This window comes from Luteibacter sp. SVR4-7G (assembly GCF_056755555.1).
In genome coordinates this window covers 144116-160844 of the sequence record NZ_JBPGXO010000003.1, presented here as the reverse complement: position 1 = coordinate 160844, position 16729 = coordinate 144116, and the positions used below count along the sequence as shown (strand labels likewise).

General features: G+C 68.7%; 13 protein-coding genes. 10 read left to right on the top strand and 3 right to left on the bottom strand.

Annotated elements, in window-relative coordinates:
• Positions 1-23: 23 nt before the first annotated feature.
• From ACR9ZH_RS02375 to ACR9ZH_RS02365, 3 genes are read left to right on the top strand one after another with little or no spacing between them, the layout of a single operon-like run.
• Positions 24-1535 (top strand): B12-binding domain-containing radical SAM protein, encoded by a 1512-nt coding sequence (locus tag ACR9ZH_RS02375; RefSeq protein ID WP_481289162.1) that lies wholly within the window; start codon positions 24-26, stop codon positions 1533-1535.
• A 23-nt stretch (positions 1536-1558) separates the two neighbouring features.
• Positions 1559-2668 (top strand): glycosyltransferase family 4 protein, encoded by a 1110-nt coding sequence (locus ACR9ZH_RS02370; RefSeq protein ID WP_481289161.1) that lies wholly within the window; start codon positions 1559-1561, stop codon positions 2666-2668.
• Entirely contained in the window at positions 2665-3768 is a 1104-nt protein-coding gene (locus tag ACR9ZH_RS02365) for a glycosyltransferase family 4 protein (RefSeq protein WP_481289159.1), read from the top strand. The genes ACR9ZH_RS02370 and ACR9ZH_RS02365 overlap by 4 nt, the downstream gene beginning before the upstream one ends.
• 9 nt (positions 3769-3777) lie before the next feature.
• Here ACR9ZH_RS02365 and ACR9ZH_RS02360 read toward each other — a convergent pair whose 3' ends face one another.
• The 3 genes from ACR9ZH_RS02360 to ACR9ZH_RS02350 all read right to left on the bottom strand — a co-directional run bounded on the left by ACR9ZH_RS02360 (position 3778) and on the right by ACR9ZH_RS02350 (position 7338).
• A complete protein-coding gene (locus tag ACR9ZH_RS02360) occupies positions 3778-4545 on the bottom strand; it encodes a bestrophin-like domain (protein ID WP_481289158.1) in 768 nt (255 codons plus the stop codon).
• An 88-nt stretch (positions 4546-4633) separates the two neighbouring features.
• On the bottom strand, positions 4634-5857 hold the full coding sequence (locus ACR9ZH_RS02355) for a nucleotidyltransferase family protein (protein WP_481289157.1): 1224 nt from the start codon (positions 5855-5857) through the stop codon (positions 4634-4636).
• An 8-nt stretch (positions 5858-5865) separates the two neighbouring features.
• On the bottom strand, positions 5866-7338 hold the full coding sequence (locus ACR9ZH_RS02350; RefSeq protein ID WP_481289156.1) for a B12-binding domain-containing radical SAM protein: 1473 nt from the start codon (positions 7336-7338) through the stop codon (positions 5866-5868).
• 260 nt (positions 7339-7598) lie between these two features.
• Here ACR9ZH_RS02350 and ACR9ZH_RS02345 point away from each other — a divergent pair, with 260 nt between their 5' ends.
• The 7 genes from ACR9ZH_RS02345 to ACR9ZH_RS02315 are packed head-to-tail and all read left to right on the top strand — an operon-like array spanning position 7599 to position 16606.
• The gene (locus ACR9ZH_RS02345) at positions 7599-8561 is read left to right on the top strand and encodes a phosphoenolpyruvate carboxykinase (ATP) (RefSeq protein ID WP_481289155.1); all 963 of its coding nucleotides are present in this window, start codon (positions 7599-7601) and stop codon (positions 8559-8561) included.
• Between the two features lies 1 nt (position 8562).
• The gene (locus tag ACR9ZH_RS02340) at positions 8563-10293 is read left to right on the top strand and encodes an ATP-binding cassette domain-containing protein (protein ID WP_481289154.1); all 1731 of its coding nucleotides are present in this window, start codon (positions 8563-8565) and stop codon (positions 10291-10293) included.
• Positions 10294-10330: 37 nt separating this feature from the next.
• Positions 10331-12931: a glycoside hydrolase family 31 protein gene (locus tag ACR9ZH_RS02335; RefSeq protein ID WP_481289153.1), complete on the top strand. Its 2601-nt coding sequence runs from the start codon at positions 10331-10333 to the stop codon at positions 12929-12931.
• The gene (locus ACR9ZH_RS02330) at positions 12932-13837 is read left to right on the top strand and encodes a glycine betaine ABC transporter substrate-binding protein (RefSeq protein ID WP_481289152.1); all 906 of its coding nucleotides are present in this window, start codon (positions 12932-12934) and stop codon (positions 13835-13837) included.
• Positions 13837-14970 (top strand): ABC transporter permease, encoded by a 1134-nt coding sequence (locus tag ACR9ZH_RS02325; RefSeq protein ID WP_481289151.1) that lies wholly within the window; start codon positions 13837-13839, stop codon positions 14968-14970. Before ACR9ZH_RS02330 ends, ACR9ZH_RS02325 begins: the two co-directional genes overlap by 1 nt.
• Complete coding sequence (locus tag ACR9ZH_RS02320; protein ID WP_481289150.1) at positions 14967-15896, top strand: ABC transporter ATP-binding protein; 930 nt, start codon at positions 14967-14969, stop codon at positions 15894-15896. The genes ACR9ZH_RS02325 and ACR9ZH_RS02320 overlap by 4 nt, the downstream gene beginning before the upstream one ends.
• Positions 15893-16606 carry an ABC transporter permease gene (locus ACR9ZH_RS02315; RefSeq protein WP_481289149.1) on the top strand — a complete coding sequence of 238 codons (714 nt, stop codon included), beginning with the start codon at positions 15893-15895 and terminating at the stop codon, positions 16604-16606. The genes ACR9ZH_RS02320 and ACR9ZH_RS02315 overlap by 4 nt, the downstream gene beginning before the upstream one ends.
• Positions 16607-16729: the final 123 nt, after the last annotated feature.

The window sequence follows — 16729 nt, the reverse complement described above, 5'->3', positions numbered from 1 at the left end:
AGATGTGTATAAGAGACAGCGCCATGACCCCGCCCCCGAATACCCTGCTGGTCAACCCGACCATTACCTCGCGTGCCAGCGCGAGGTTTCCGCTGTCGCTGCTGCATCTTTCCGCCGCGCTCGACCGTAGCGGTACCAGCCGCATCGTGGACGGCAACGTGGACCGCGATGTCGTGGGTGCCACGCTCCGGGCGCTGGAGGAAGAGCGTTTCGACGCGGTCGGCCTCAGCGTCATGGGTGGTCCGCAGATGGAGCCGTCGATCGCCGTCTCCAAGGCGATACGCGAGCGCCATCCCCAGCTTCCGATAGTCTGGGGAGGCTACTTCCCCACGCTGTACACCGATACCGCCTTGTCCGCGCCGTACGTCGACTACGCGATACGCGGGCAGGGCGAGGAGAGCCTGCCCGAACTGCTGGCGGCGCTGCGCCGTCCCGGGCGCGACGTGTCGCAGATCGGCGGACTTTCGTGGAAACACGACGGCGTCGCCGTGCACAACCCGAACCGGCGCTTCTCGCTCGGCGACAGCGGCATCGTGCTGCCTTACGACAAGCTCGGCGATCCGCGCCGTTACCTCGCGCGCACCTTCCTCGGCCGGCGCACCGCCGCCCACCAGGCGGCCATCGGCTGCCGTTTCCGCTGCACGTTCTGCGGCGTGGCGGCGATGTTCGGCGGCACGACGGCACTGCCCACGACGGCGCGCCTCGAGCGCGACCTCCGTTATCTCAAGTACGAACTCGGCGCCGATTCCATCCAATTCTTCGACCACAACTTCTTCGACCGCGAGGCGGACATGGTGCCGCTGCTCGAAATCATGGCGAAGCTGGAACTGCCCTGGTGGTGCTACGCGCGTTCCGACGCGCTGCTGAACCTTTCGGAGTCGACCTGGAAGCTGGTGCGCAAGAGCCGCCTGCGCATGGCCTACATTGGTGCCGAGTCGCCCAGCGGGGCGATGCTGAAGGAAATCCGCAAGGGCACGCGGCCGGACCAGACCCTGGAAGTGGCGGAACTGTGCCGGCGGAACGGCGTGATTCCGGAACTCTCCTTCATGGTCGCGCCTCCGGTGAACACCGAGGAAGAAACCGTGCATACCTTCGAGTTCATCCGCGAACTGAAGAAGATCAACCCGCAGTCGGAAATCATCGTCTACATCTACACACCGCTGCCGGAAAGCAGCAAGCACGAGAAGGATCGCGGCAAGCGCGCATCCATGCCGCTGCTGGACCTGAATGGCGAACCTGTGGAATTTCCCTCTTCGCCGGAGGAATGGACGGAGAAGCGCTGGGTCGACTATGCCTGCCATGCGGACGCGCCGTGGCTGAGCGACGACCTGCGCCGGCACATCCAGGATTTCGTCACGGTACTGCGCTGCCGCTTCCCCACGGTGCAGGACCTGCGCTCGCCGCCGTGGGCCAAGCGCGGCCTGAGCGCGATGGCCGCCTGGCGTTATCGCCGGCGCCGCTACGACAAGCCGTGGGAACTCAATCTCGCCAATCGCCTGGTGCGTCTGCGCCTGCCGCAGGTGTCGGGCCTCTGAGGACATGCCGCGTGCACGTCGCGATGGTCAACTTCATCTGCGTCCCGCCGGAGCTGTCCGTAGACGACGTCTTCGGGAACTGGCGCTCGTTGGCCGACATCGCAGACATCGTCGCCAGTGGCGGCCTCCGCGTATCCGTCGTGCAGATGGCGGGATTCGATGCGCGGGTGGAGCGGGCAGGGGTGGACTACCGGTTCGTCGATACGGGGGGTACGCGTAACGCGGGCGAACTGGGCGGTCGCGCCGCCCGGGCTGTCGCTTCGCTTGGCGCGGACATCGTGCACGTGCACGGCCTCGCCTACGCGCGCCATGCAGCGGCCATGGCCCGTGCCCTTCCCGCGCCGCCCATCGTTTTGCAGGATCACGCGGACGGCGCACCTCGCGGCTGGCGGCGTCTGCCTTGGCGGCATTGGTACCGGGTCGCCGCGGGCGTCGTCTTCACGTCGCCGGATCTGGCCGAGCCCTTCATGCGCCGGCGACTGTTCAGCCGCGACACGCGCCTCTTCGCCATACCGGAAAGCAGCAGCCGGTTCACGCCCGGCAACCGCGCGGAAGCCCGCGCAGCGACGGGACTGCATGGCGATCCCTGCGTGCTCTCGGTAGGCCACCTCGCGCCCGGCAAGGACCCCATGACGATGCTCGAAGGCGTGGCGCGTGCCGCCGAACGCCTGCCGGGCCTCCAGTTGTATTGCGCATTCGGCACGGCGCCGCTGATGGCCGAGGTGCAGCAACGGATCGGCAGGGACGCGCGCCTTGCCGGACGCGTGCACCTGCTGGGCAACCTGCCGCACGCGCGGATCGAAGCGCTGATGCGTGCCGCGGACATCTACGTGTCGGCGAGCCTTGCCGAAAGCGCGGGCTACGCGCCCATGGAAGCGATGGCCTGCGGCGCGTCCCCGGTGTTGACGGATATCCCGGCTTTCAGGGCGATCACCGGAAACGGCAGCGTCGGGAAACTGTGGCCGCGGCGCGATGCATCGGCACTGGCCGACGCACTTGTGGCTATCGCGAAGGAGGGCCGCGACCGGCGCGCCGTGCGCGGACATTTCGACAGGACTCTCTCCTTCGAGGCGCTGGGCGCGCGTTGGGCAGACGCCTACGCACAACTGCTCGCGGCCAGGACCTCGCCATGAAGATCGCCATGGTGCTTCCCGGCGGCGTGTCCCGTGACGGCGACGAGCGCGTGATTCCCGCGTTCCTCGCCTTGATCGAACGGCTCGCGCGTGGCCATGAGGTTCACGTGTTCGCGCTGCACCAGGAAGCGGAACCCGGGACCTGGCCGCTGCGCGGTGCCACTATTCACAACATCGGGGCGGGGCGCACCGTGTGGCGCGCCATCCAGGCCATTCGCGCGGAACACCGGCACAAGCCTTTCGACGTGGTGCAGTCGCTGTTTTCCGGGCATTGCGGCTTCATCGCCGTCGTTTCCGCAAAGTTCCTGGGTCGTCCCAGCCTCGTGCACATTGCCGGCGGCGAACTGGTGGCGCTGCATGCGATCGGCTATGGGGGGCGGCGGAAGTGGCGCGGCCGCCTGCGCGAAGCGCTCATGCTGCGCATGGCGGGCGCCGTCACCGCCGCGAGCGCCCCGATCATCCGTTCGCTGCATGCGCTTGGCATTCCGGCGCAACGCATACCCCTGGGCGTGGATACTGATGCCTGGATGCCGCTCGCGCCGCGCCCCCGAGGCACCGGGCCCGCGCGGCTCATCCACGTCGCGAGCCTGAACCGCGTCAAGGACCAGCCGACCCTGCTGCGCGCGATGGCGAAGCTCGCCAATGCCGGCATGGACTTCGAACTGACCGTCGTCGGCGTCGACACGCTGGACGGCGAAATCCAACGGCTGTCATGCGCGCTCGGCCTGGAGAAACGTGTGCGCTTCCTCGGCTTCCGCACCCAGCGCGAACTGCGTCCGCTCATGGCCGCGGCGGACCTGCTCGTCATGTCGTCGCTGCACGAGGCGGGGCCGCTGGTCCTCCTGGAGGCGGCGGTCGCGGGTGTTCCCACCGTCGGCACCGCGGTAGGACATGTCGCCGAATGGGCCGGCACGGCTGCCCTCGCCGTGCCGATGGGCGATGCGAACGCGCTAGCCGATGCAGTCGCCGAGGTCATCGACGACGAACCCTTGCGCCTGCGCCTCGCGGCAGAAGCCCAGCGCCTCGCGCTGGCGGAGAATGCGGATTACACGGTGGCGTCGTTCCAGATCCTCTACGACGAGCTGGTCCGGTCGCGCTAGCTCGCAACGTCAAGGCATCGCAAGCTCTTTCGCCGCCTGCAGCAAGGGCTCGCCCGATACGCGAAGCACGCCGGTATACGGCGCTTCCAGCTCCATGACGATGAAGATCGAGCCGGCGAAGGCCAGCGCCGCGCAGAACATCACCATGCGCACCGATTCGTTATGCATCGCGAAGGCACCCATGCCTGTGAAGATGAGCACGATCCATGCGGTGACCACGATGAGCAGGGCCGTGGGTTCCGATGCGCGCTCGTGCTCGGAGGTAAGGATGCGTCGCATGCTGAGTTCGGTGGTGACCTGGAGGGCGCGATGCTGGAACCATTCCTGTGTCCGTGTCTCCGGTTGCAGGGCGAGGATCGATTGCTGCAACTGCGTGAGCAGGCTCAGGCTGGTGTGCGGCAGGCGGAAAACGATCTCTTTCATTTCGCCGTCCGGGCTGACCCGGGCGGTGGCCCTGGCAAGGAAGGCGCGCAGATCCTTTCGGATGGGGGCCGTCTCCGGGCCGTATCCGGAGAGGGCGCGATCGAGCAGGAGGATCGACGTGGACACGCCGACGACGTCGTCGTTGGCGCGGTCGAAGGTCGCGCGCGCGGAGGTCACCATGAAACCGAGCACCAGCGCGGCGAGGGTCGCCATCATGCTGATGCCGAACTGGGCGGCCTTCTGCGCCTCGTAGACGCGATGATGTTCGGGCAGGCGGGAGGCGATCCAGCCGCCCAGGTAAAGGCTGCCGCATGCGAGCGCCAGCACGACCAGCGAGACGATGATCGGGAACACGGTGGGCCTCCTCCCCAGGGGTTGCGGGGCGGAGTTTGCCACGAGCGGCGCCTGGGTGCTTTCCGATTCGCAGGATGCGCGCGCGCCCTCACACGAAGCGGGTGAGCGGCGTCCCGTGTTCGAGCGCCTTGCGCACCACGTACAAGGTATCCATGCGTGGCACGGGGCGAGTGAGCCAGGTCAGCAACCGGCGCCGGTGGCCGAGGGTGACCCAGTCCTGGCCTTGCAGCCATGCCTGGGTGCGGACCATGTCGGCGCGCTCCTTGACGCTTTCCTGCGTGGGGCGGAGGCGGTTCTTCAGGTAGCGGGCGGCGTCTACGGGAGTGCGCGACCATTCGATGCCGGGAAGCGCATTCAGCCACAGGTTGGAGCAGGACAGGCTGGTGAGCGTCTGGCGCCCGGCGAAGGCGCGCAGGAGAGGCGGGCAGTCGCGTTCCAGGCGCGCGAGCACCGGCCTCGGCACCGCTTCCTGGTAGTAGCGCGCAACGAGCCGGAGCGGCGGCAAGGCCCACCATGGCGTGTTCCCGGCCCACAGCGGCGCCCAGTCGGCCGGAGTCATTCGCGTGGCCAGCAGCGCGATGTCGTTGAGGTGGATGAGGCGCAGGCTCCGGCCGCAAATATTGCCGGCGGCGTGCAGGAGCAGATGGCTCATCAGCGCGCCCATCGAGGGATAGGCGTTGATGCCCGGTTGTGCGCCGTTCGCCCGCACCTGCGCGGTGATGTCGACGGTGGCCACCGGCAGCCGCTCGTGGATGCGCGTATGCAGCTCGATATTGACCGGCGTGTCGCGATGCTCGCCGAGGCCCGTCACCGGCACGACACCGGCAGGCTTGAACACTCGGTGTTTCCACTGCGAGAAGGACTCTTCGTAACCGAGCGACGCCAGCAAGCCGGCGACCGCATCGGCATGCGCGTCGTCGACGAGCAGGTCGATATCGGCCATGGGCCGGTCGCCCGGCGCGTAGAGGCCGAGGGCATGCAACGCCGCGCCTTTCAGCGCCATGATCGGCAGTCCCGCGTCCCGCGCGCCCGCATCGATCCGCTGGAGCATCGCGGCGATCCGCTCATGCCGTTGCACGACATGGCCGCGTTGCTCCACGAGGAACTGCCGCCAGGCCGGCCGTTGCCAGGTAGAGAAGCGGCACAGCAGCGGCGAAATGCCGTGGGCGACCGCCGCGGCGGTCGCAAGGCGCCACTCCAGTTCGCTCCATTGCGGCATCTCGGTGCCGGGCAACGCGAGTGCGAGTTCCGCCGCCAGGATCTCGGTGGTGTCGTGGAGGCCGCGACGAACGAGCTTGAGCGGAGGAGACATGGGTGGCCTCACACGAAGGGCAGGGCGACGCTTTGCATCGCCATGGACGATGGCAGCGTGGGCTGTTCGCTACGGTGCGCGCGTTCGCTTGCGATCAGCGCGTCCCAGCGTTTGCGCAGCGCGGCTTCCGCGGTGCTGCCGGTGACGCCCTGGCGCAGCGTCACCTGTTCGTGCAGCAGGTCGCGGAAGCTTCTGTAGAAGTCGGAGTCGTACGCGCCGCGGAACATCATGGCCAGGTCGGCGCTGTCGTCCCAGTGCGTCTTGTCGCCCAGCTGTGCCTTCACTTCGTCGAAGAACTTCGTGCCGGGCAGCGGATAGGACACGCTGACGCCGATATCGTCCGGTGCGGCTTCCGCGACGAGTTCACGCGTGGCCAGCAGATCCTCGAGCTGTTCGCCGATGTAGCCGAGCTGGATGAAGAAGCCGACGCGGATGCCGTGCGCGCCGAGGCGCTGCCGGGCGCCGATGAGTTCGGGCACGCGGGTGCCCTTGGTCATGCGGTCGAGTACGCGCTGGCTGCCGCTTTCCGCGCCGATCCACGCTTCGGCGCAACCGGCCTTGGCCAGCGCGGCGCACATGCGTTCGCTGGCGAGGTCGGCGCGCGTCTGGATGGTGAAGGGAATGGACCCGTCTTCCTCGTGCAGGTACTGCGCGAATTCGCTCACCCAGTCGGCGCGGAAACCGAAGATGTCGTCGGCCATCCAGATATGGTCGGGTGCATAGGTCCGCTTGAGCCAGGTCATCTCGGCGGCGACTTCCTGGGCGGTCCGCTGGTTGTAGTGGTTGCCCCAGATGGGCTTCGCGCACCAGTTGCAGCGGAACGGGCAGCCGCGCGAGGCGGCCATGTTCAGGCTGAAATAGCCGTGGCGTTCGCGCCAGAACGTGCGATAGCGCTCGATGTCTAGCAGGTCCCACGCCGGTTGCCCCACCACGCGCGGGTCCGGTGGCTGCGGGCCGACGTGGCCCCTGCGGACGGTGCCGTCCACGATGGTGGCGACGCCCGGCAGGCCAGCCGTCCAGGCGTCGTCGTCGATGCCGGGATCGCGCTCGAGCCGCTCCACGAGCGCGGTCAATGCCGCGATGCCTTCGCCGACGAGGACCACGTCGGCACCGGCGGCAAGGAAGGGTTCGGGCTGGTCGGAGGCATCGGAACCGGCGACGATCACGCGGGCGCCGGCGGCGCGGGCCTCGGCGATCATGCGGCAGGCCGCCTCGCGCATGCGTCCCAGGCACATCTTCGTGAGGAAGTTGAAGTTGTCTTCGTAGAAGACGACGAGGTCGGGCGCCGCTTGCCGGAAGGCCGGCATATAGTCCTCGACGCCTTCGGACAGCATGGCGTCGAACAGCGAAAGCTCATGGCCCATGCGCCGCAGCAGCGCCGCGATCTGGATGGTCGCCAGCGGGGGGTAGGGCTTGCCGCGCTCCCATTGTTTCCTGTCATAGCGAAGGAAATAGGAGTGGCCTGCCTGGATCTTCAGCATCGGTTGGAAGCCTCGAACGAACCATCGGGACGCCGCGCGGGCGACGCTGCAATGGTCGTAAGTGCCGTACCCGTCCAGGGAGGTTGCCTCGGCGTGTCATCGGCTGATGCGACAACCATTCCGGTCGCGCGAGGCACCCACGGGTCCGTAGGCTTCGGCCAGAGGATGACCGACCGGCAATGATGTTTCCCAGCGATGTCTCCCTACGTGACGATCCGCTTTCCGATCCGTTCGGAGAGCGCCTGCGCCCGGCCATATGCATGAGCCGGGAAGTCCTCGGTGCCCGCTTCCGCTTCGAGAGTGACAGCATCGCCCTGCTCGAGCTGGTCGAGGCAGCCTACGGCGGCCTTCCCGCGCACCGTTTCCCCGGGCTCTCGCCGGAGTTCCACGTCGAACTGCGCGTGTTGCCGAGGGAGGCGGGAGAAGGTTTTGCCGAACCGCCGCCGGTGCGCATGCAAGGAGGCAGGGGCCTGCTCTGCGGTGTGGTCGACGCGTCGAACTACGTGGTCCTCGCGCCGGCCCAGCGCCGCGGGCTCATCGTCGTCTCCGAAGACATGCTCGCGTTCCCTTATCACGTGCGCTACGAGTTGCTGGAATTCGCCGTATTCCTCCTGGCCCCGCGCGTGCTGAACCTCGTGCCGCTGCATGCCGCGTGCGTCGGCAGGAACGGGCTCGGCGTGCTCCTGCTCGGAGCGAGCGGCGCAGGCAAGTCCACGCTGACGCTGCAAGGCCTGCTCGAGGGCATGGACCTGCTCGCGGAAGACAGCGTCTTCGTGCATCCGGAAAACTTGCTCGCCACCGGCGTGCCCAACTTCCTCCATGTGAAGCACGACACGCTGCGCTTCGTCGACGATCCCATGGCGCGGGAATGGATCGAACGCTCGCCGGTGATCCGCCGGCGCAGCGGCGTCGCCAAGTACGAGGCCGACCTGCGCGAGCGGCCGGGGTTTTCCGCGCAGGCGCCGTTGCACCTGGCCGCCGCGGTATTCGTCTCCAGCGAGTCCGCTGGCGGTCAGGACGACCTGCTCGAATCCGTTCCGTGGGAATTCGTCTCGACGATGCTGTCGGCCGACCAGGCATACGCGGCGGGGCACGCGGGCTGGGACCGTTTCGTACAGCGGATCACCCGGGCCGGCGTTTACCGGTTGCGCCGGGGTCTCCATCCGCGCGACGGGATCCGGGCCCTGGATCGTCTGCTCGATCGCTCCGGGGCGCCGGGCTGACATGGTCGCCGGCCGGACTGCTGGAACTCCGACACCGCTGCGTGCCCTGCTGGACACGCTGCCGCGAGGCGATCGTCCGCGGATCGCGATCTATGTCGCGCTTTCGCTCGGCTCGGCGCTCGCGGGCAGTGTCGCGGCGTTGCTGCTCGCGGCCCTGGTGCAGCCGGCGCACGAGCTCGCCTTGCCGCGCATCCTTCTCACCGCACCAGGCAGCGATGCACCGGCGGCCGTCTTCGCGCTCGCGACCGCGGTGTTCGCGCTGTTGCGCTGGCAGGCCGCGCGGCTCGGCGCGCGACTCACGGCAGGCTACGGCCTGGACCTGCGCCGGCGCGTGCAGGCGCGCCTGGTGGAAGCGTCACTGCCTGCGCTCGCGGATGCCACGTCGGCGGAAATCGCCAACGTGCTCACGCACAACACCGAGATCGCGGTGCAGGGGTTCAGCGCGTGGCAGCAACTGCTCATCGCGGGCACGACCGCCGCCGTGAACCTCGCCTTCGCCTTCTGGGTATCGCCGCCGCTGATGCTCGCCGTGCCGGCGTTCGCGGCGGCAGGCCTGCTGGCCTCGCGGGCCTTTGGCCGTGAGCAGGCCGAGGTGGCGAGAGCCTATGTCGCCGGCATGACGCGCCTGTTCTGGCACAGCGAGGACCTTCCACGCCGGCTGCGTCATGTTCGTTCGTTCGGCCGTGAGGCCGCGGAGAAGGCGAGCTACGGCGAGGTCGCCGCCGGGCTTTGCCACGGCTATGCGCGTCAGCTCGAACTGATCGCGTCCGGCCGGCTGGTGCTCGAGCTGGTATGTGCGGCCGGCATCGCCGGCCTGTTCATGCTTGCGCGGCGCTGGCATGGCATCGACGCCGCGTCGCTGGTGGCGGTGTGCCTGCTGCTGGGACGCCTGCTGCCTTATGTCGCGACCAGCCGGCAGAGCTTCCAGCAGTTACGCTCGGCCTTGCCGGCCATCGAACTGTGGCGACGGTACATGGATCTGGCGGTGGCGCAGCCCGGCCCGCGGAGCGCCATCGAACCGCCGGGCGCGGTGCCCGTCCACATCGAGTACATGCGCATCCGGCCACCGACGCGGGGGATCGAGGTGACGAATCTCGCGCTGCTGCCGGGGGAACTCACCCTTGTCCAGGGCGACTCCGGCATCGGCAAGACCAGTCTCGTCGACGTTCTCGCCGGAATGGCGCCGCCGGAAGCGTTCTCTGCGTATTCGGGCCAGGCCACTTTAGGCTTCGAGGCGTATCGCGCCCTGGTGCGCAAAGGCGCCTATGTCAGCCAGGGCGTCCGTCTCTGGCAGCACTCGGTACGCGAATGCCTGATGTGGGCGGCGCCGGATGCCGATGACGCGGCCTTGCGCAGGGCCCTCGCCGACGTGGGTCTGGATCGCCGCCTGGACGACAGCGCGGAAGGCCTCGATACCGCCCTGGCCGACGCGTCGAGCCGGCTTTCCGGCGGCGAGTTGCAGCGCCTGCTGCTGGCCCAGGTGATCCTGCGCCAGCCGCGGCTGGCCGTGCTGGACGAGGCGACCAGCGCCCTGGACGCGGACTCCGAACTGAACGTCCTGGCGGCGCTGAAGCGGCGCCTTCCCGGCACGATCCTGCTGGTGGTTTCCCACCGCCCCGGTGTCGCGGTCCTGGCGGACCAATCCATTGCCATCGACCGCGACCGCACGGTGGTTTCGCGGGCGCCGCTTAACCGGATGATCAAAGAATGGGGCATCCGGTCTGGGTCATAATGGCCAACCTCCGTTCGCGAAGAGGTGATGCCAGCCCATGGAAGCCACGACAGAGAGCCGGCCGGATACCGGCGCGGCTGCCCGGCCCGAGGCCATCGTCGAGCGCGGCGAGGTGCGCTTCACCGTGCTCACGCCGCGCCTCGTCCGCCTGGAATGGAGTGCCGAACAGGCATTCCGCGACGGCCGTACGCAAGTCGTCGTGCACCGGGCGCTGGATGTCCCGCCGTTCACCGTGGCCGAAGACGGGCACTTCATCGAAATCGACACCGGTCCGCTGCGGGTTCGTTACGACAAGGACAGCGGCCGCTTCAGCGCCGCCAACCTCGCCATCCTCGTCCGCCGCGAAGGCGAAGCGGTCACCTGGAATCCCGGCGACGCGCAGAAGGCGAACCTGGGCGGAACGTACCGGACGCTGGACCGTTACGAGGGCGATACCTGGCAGGACGGCAGCAAGCTGCCGCTGGAAGACGGCCTGATCGCGCGCGACGGCTGGCACGTGATCGACGATACGGACAGCTTCGGCATCGACGACGCCGGCTGGGTGACCGACCGGCCGCGAGGCGAGCGCCAGGACCTGTACTTCTTCGGTTACGGCCGCGACTACCTCGCGGGGCTGGCCGACTTCGCGTCGATCGCCGGTCCGCAACCGATTCCGCCACGCTTCGTGTTCGGCTACTGGTGGTCGCGCTATTGGAACTATTCCGATGAGGAACTGCGCACGCTGGCTGCGCGTTTCGACAAGGAGCGCATACCGCTCGACGTGCTGGTGCTGGACATGGACTGGCACACGACGCCGGGCCTGTCGTTGCGGCCGGGTCACGAGCATAAGGACGCTTTCGGCGAGCCGTCCGGCTGGACCGGTTACACCTTCAATCGCAGCCTCTTCCCGGACCCCAAGGCATTCATGCGCTGGGCGCACGGACAGAACCTGCGCATCACCCTCAACCTGCATCCCGCCTCCGGCGTGCTGCCGCACGAGGAGCGCTACGAAGCGATGGCGAAGGCGCTGTCGTGGGACACCTCGACCCAGGCACCGATACCGTTCGAGGCTGCCTCGCAGCCTTACATGCGCGCGCTGTTCGACGCCGTACTGCGACCGCTGGAAGCCGAGGGTGTCGATTTCTGGTGGCTGGACTGGCAGCAGTGGCCCGAATCGAAGGCCCGCCCCGGCCTCTCCAACACATGGTGGCTCAACCACGTGTTCTTCACCGAGATGCAGCGCGACGGCGACCGGCGCGGTCTCATCTATCATCGCTGGGGTGGGCTGGGCAATCACCGTTATCCGATCGGGTTTTCAGGCGACAGCGTGATCTCCTGGGCGTCGCTTGCCTATCAGCCGCACTTCACTTCGATGGCCTCCAATGTGCTCTACGGTTACTGGAGCCACGACATCGGCGGGCACACCTTCGACAAGAAGATTCCCCGGCCCGAGCGTCACCTGGAGCCCGAACTCTACGCGCGCTGGATGCAACTCGGCGTGTTCAGCCCCGTGCTGCGCACCCATTCGGCAAAGGAAGCGAGCCTGCACAAGGAGCCGTGGCATTTCGGACCGCCGTACGGCGATGCGATCTTCGCGGCGATCCGCCTGCGCTACCAGCTCGCCCCGTACATCTATGCCGCGGCACGCCATGCCTACGATACCGGCGTTTCCATCGTGCGGCCCATGTACTACCACTGGCCCGACCACGAGGAAGCGTATGCGTACCCGGGCCAGTACATGTTCGGCAACGACATCCTCGTCGCGCCGGTGACGGTACCTGCCGGTGCCGACGGCACCGCGCCGTTCCCCGTGTGGCTTCCGCCCGGCCTGTGGTACAGCCGCGACGGCGCCGAGTCCTTCGAGGGCGGCGGCGTGTTCCGGCGCTCGTACACGCTCGGCGAGATCCCTATCTTCGTTCGGCCCGGGAGCGTCGTGCCGCTGTATCCTGAGGGATTGCGCGACCTCGCCAGCGTGCCGGACACGCTGATCCTCCAGGTCTTCCCCGGCGCCGAAGGCTGCACGGCGTTGTACGACGACGACGGCACCAGCCAGGGCTACCAGCGCGGCGAATTCGCGCGTACCCGCGTGCGCAGCCGTCGCGCCGATCAGGTCCATCGCGTGCACATCGACGCCATGGACGGCACGTATCGCGGGCGCCCCGCGTCGCGCGCCTATGTCGTGGAATTCCTCGATGCCGGCATCCCCGAGAGCGTGGAAGTCAACGGCCAGGTCCTGCCATACAGTCCCACGCCGCAACCGCGTACGTGGCTGTTCGACGCGGCCTGGCTGTGTATCCGCGTGGACCTCGGTGCGGTTCCCGTGGACGACGCACAGGACGTCGTCGCCCGTTTCGCGCCCGAGCACGCGCCGCCGGACGGCCTGTTGCATCGCATGCGCCGCGCCGGCGATGCGGTGAAGTACCTCAAGCAGGTATGGAACGACATTTCCGCGCTGCCCGACGACGTCGACCTGGCCGGGCAGGCGGCCCGCGTACTGGCCTACGCCGTGGACGAAGGCGACGACGAGGGCAGGGCGGAACGCTTCGCCGCGGCGGTGAGGGCATTCGAGGCACGCTATGCCGCGTTGCCTGCGAGCGTCGCGGCGACGCCGATCGACGAGGTGTTCAAGCGCGGCTTCAACGACATGCTGGGGCGCTGAGTGCCGCGCCTCCTTGCCGGCGTCTTCCTCGTCCTCATCGCTTGTGCGGTCCAGGCGCAGGCGCCCGTGCGGGTGGGCTCCAAGGCGGACAACGAAGGAGCGTTCCTCGGCCAGGTGGTCCTGCAGGTGCTTCGCCACGAAGGCGTGCCCGTGGTCGATCGCACCCAGCTCGGACCGACGTCCATCGTCCGCCGCGCACTGATCAACGGCGACCTCGATGTCTATCCGGAGTACACCGGGAATGCGGCGTTCTTCTTCCATCGCGAAAGCGATCCAGCGTTCCGCGATGCAGGCAAGGCCTATACGCTCGCCGCTTCGCTGGACCTCGCCGCGAACCGGCTCGTCTGGCTGGCCCCCGCGCCTGCGGACAACCACTGGGCGATCGGCGTGCGCGGCGATGTGGCGAAACGCGAGGGCCTGCGTACGCTGCGCGATTTCGCCCGCTGGGTGGACGGCGGCGGCGACGTGCTGCTGGCCGGTTCCGCGGAATTCGTGGAGAGCGATGCCGCGTTGCCGGCGTTCCAGTCCGCGTATGGCTTCAACCTGCGCGGCGACCAGCTGCTGGTGCTGGCGGGGGGCGATACGTCGGCGACGATCAAGGCCGCGGCGGAAGGCATCTCCGGGGTGAATGCAAGCATGGTCTATTCCACCGACGGCGCGATCGCGGTCACCGGGCTCACGGTGCTGGACGATCCCGCGCACGTGGAGATGGTCTACCAGCCCGCGCCCGTGTTCCGCGACGAGGTGTTGAAGCGTTATCCCGGCGTGCGCGCGCCGCTCGAGGCGGCGTTCCGGCCGCTGACCGTGGACGTTTTGCGCCGGATCAACGCGCGAACGCAGATCGATGGCGAGGACGCCGCGAAGGTGGCGGCGGATTACCTTCGGTCGCGAGGGCTGCTGAAATGATGCCGCGAGCACCCTTCGCGGCGCTGCCCGTGTTCGTGCTGTCCATTGCCGGCGTCGTCGCAGCCTTCCTGCCGGCGTTCCTGCGCGTTGCGCCGAACCGTCTGCTGACCGGCGAGGCGTTCAATCCGCACGCATGGTCCTTGGCCGGCGCCTGGCTTTTCCTCGCCGCCTGTAACTCGTTCGCCTTCCCGGGAAGGCGTGCGTTCTCCGCCGTGCTCGCCTGGATCGGCCTGGTCGGCCTGCCGTTGCTTGCCGGCGCGGATGCTCGCCAGGTCCTCGCGCATGCAAGCCCGTTTACGCGGGTGCAACCCGGTGCGGGCTTCTGGCTCGGCTGGTTGGCCGCCGCGCTGCTCCTGCTCGATCGCCTGCGCGGCATGCACAAAGCCGCGCAGGCCGGGGCGTGGTTCGCCGCGTTCGCGGCCCTTGCCCTGGCATTCGCGGCCCGCGCGTTCGACAGCCTCTCGCTCGTGCGCGAATGGCAGGCCCAGCGCGCACCCTTCGCCGCCGCGGCGGGCGAGCACCTGCGCCTCGCCGCGATCACCCTCGTGCTGGCGCTTGCGATCGGCGCGCCGCTGGGCTGGTGGGTGTGGCGCACGCGTCGGGGCGATGGCGTGCTGGTCGGCATCCTGGCCTTTCTGCAGACGGTGCCATCGTTGGCCCTGTTCGCCTTGCTGATCGGTCCTTTCGCATGGCTGGCACACGCATGGCCCGCGCTCGGGGCGCTGGGCTTCGGCGGCACGGGAGCGGCACCGGCCGTGTTCGCCCTGCTGCTGTACGCACTGCTTCCCGTCGTGCGCTATACCGCCGCCGGACTGGATGCCGTGCCGGACGATGCGCGCGAAGCGGCACGCGGCCTCGGCATGAGCCGCGCGCAGTTGTTGTGGCGCGTGCAGCTGCCGCTCGGATGGCCGGTGCTGCTCGCGGGGCTGCGCATCGTCGCCGTGCAGACCATCGGACTTGCCGCCGTCGCCGCGCTGATCGGAGCGGGCGGGCTGGGCCGGTTCGTCTTCCTCGGCATCGGGCAGGGCGCCATGGACATGGTGATGCTGGGCACGCTCGCCATCATCGTCCTCGCCCTGGCGGTCGACTTTCTTTTCCAGGGGCTGCTGGCCCTGACGGAGCGCCGCGCATGATCGAGTTCGACCACGTCCACAAGCGTTTCGGCGAGCATGTGGTGATCGACGACCTGTCGCTGCGCGTCGAGGATGGCGAGTTCTTCGTGCTGGTCGGGCCGTCGGGTTCGGGCAAGTCGACGTTGCTGCGTACCGTCAACCGCCTCGTCCACGTCGATTCGGGCTGCGTGCGCGTGGATGGCGAGGACGTGGCCACGCGTGACGTCGAAACGCTGCGCCGCGGGATCGGTTACGCCATCCAGTCCGTCGGCTTGTTCCCGCACCGCACGGTGGCCGAAAACATCGCCACTGTCCCGCGCCTGCTGCGCTGGCCGGAAGCCGAAGTCCGCGCGCGGGTCGACGAGCTGATCGCGCTGTTGCGCCTCGACGAGCCCGGCATGGCGCAGCGCTATCCGCATACGCTGTCGGGCGGCCAGCAGCAGCGCGTCGGCGTCGCGCGTGCCCTGGCGGCGCGCCCGCGCATCGTGCTGATGGACGAGCCGTTCGGCGCTCTCGACCCGCTGACCCGCGAATCGCTGCAAGGCAGCCTCAAGGCGATCCAGCGCGACATGGGCACGACCATCCTGTTCGTCACGCACGACATGGACGAAGCCTTCGGCCTCGGCGATCGCGTGGGCTTGATGCTGGAAGGTGGCCTCGTGCAGGTGGGCAGACCGCTGGAGCTGCTCCACGATCCCGTCGACCAGCGCGTGCGCGATTTCGTCGGCGGCACGCGCGCCCGCCTGCGCGAACTCGCGGTGCGCACGGTCGGCGAAAACATGCGCCGTGGCGAGCTGGCGGAAGGCGAACCGGTGGACGCGGGCGCCACGCTGCAGGATGCGCTGGGAGCCATGCTGACGCAGGGACGCGACCGTCTGCCGGTGCACGAACATGGCCAGGCCGTCGGTGCGATCGTGCTCGTCGATCTCGTGGCGCGCGGCGCATGAGGGTTGTCGCGCCCTTCGCGGTGCTGCTCCTGCTGTTGCTGGGACTGCCGCACGCCGGCGGATGGTTCCACGCCTGGCAACCGGAGCTTTCGCATCCGCTGTACACGCGTACCTCGTTCGTCGCGCTGACGCTGGCGCATCTCGGCCTCGTCGCGGCCGCCACGTCGGTGGCGGTCGCCTTCGGCCTTGCTCTCGGCATCGTCGCCACGCGACCGGCGGGCCGCTCGCTGCTGCCCACCGTCCGCGCGGTGGCGGTCATCGGGCAGACCGTTCCGCCGGTGGCGGTGCTGGCGATCGCGGTGCCCCTGCTCGGATTCGGCGCCGCGCCGACCTTGCTGGCGCTGGCCCTCTACGGCGTACTGCCCGTGCTGGGCCAGACCGTGGCCGGGCTGGACCAGGTGCCGCCGGCCGCATTGCACGCGGCGGACGGCATGGGCTACGGACGCTGGCGCCGCCTGCTGGAGGTGGAACTGCCGCTGGCGGCCGGGCCGGTCATGGCCGGCGTGCGCCTCTCCGCGATCGTCGGCGTCGGCACGGCGACCATCGGCTCCGCGGTCGGCGCGACGACGCTCGGCTCGCCGATCGTCGAAGGCCTGGTCGGCAACAATCCCGCCTATGTCGTGCAGGGCGCGCTGCTGGTTGGCGCACTGGCGCTAACGGTGGACGCGGCACTGGCGGCAGTCGAACGCCGCTTGCGCCGCCAGCCCTGACAACACTGTAGGAGCGCGCCTTGCGCGCGACAGCTTTTCGCCACGGTCCCTGGGCTGGCGCGCCCTTATGTAGGAGCGCGCCCGGCGCGCGCCGATCTTTTTGCCCCAGTCCCCAAGCTGGCG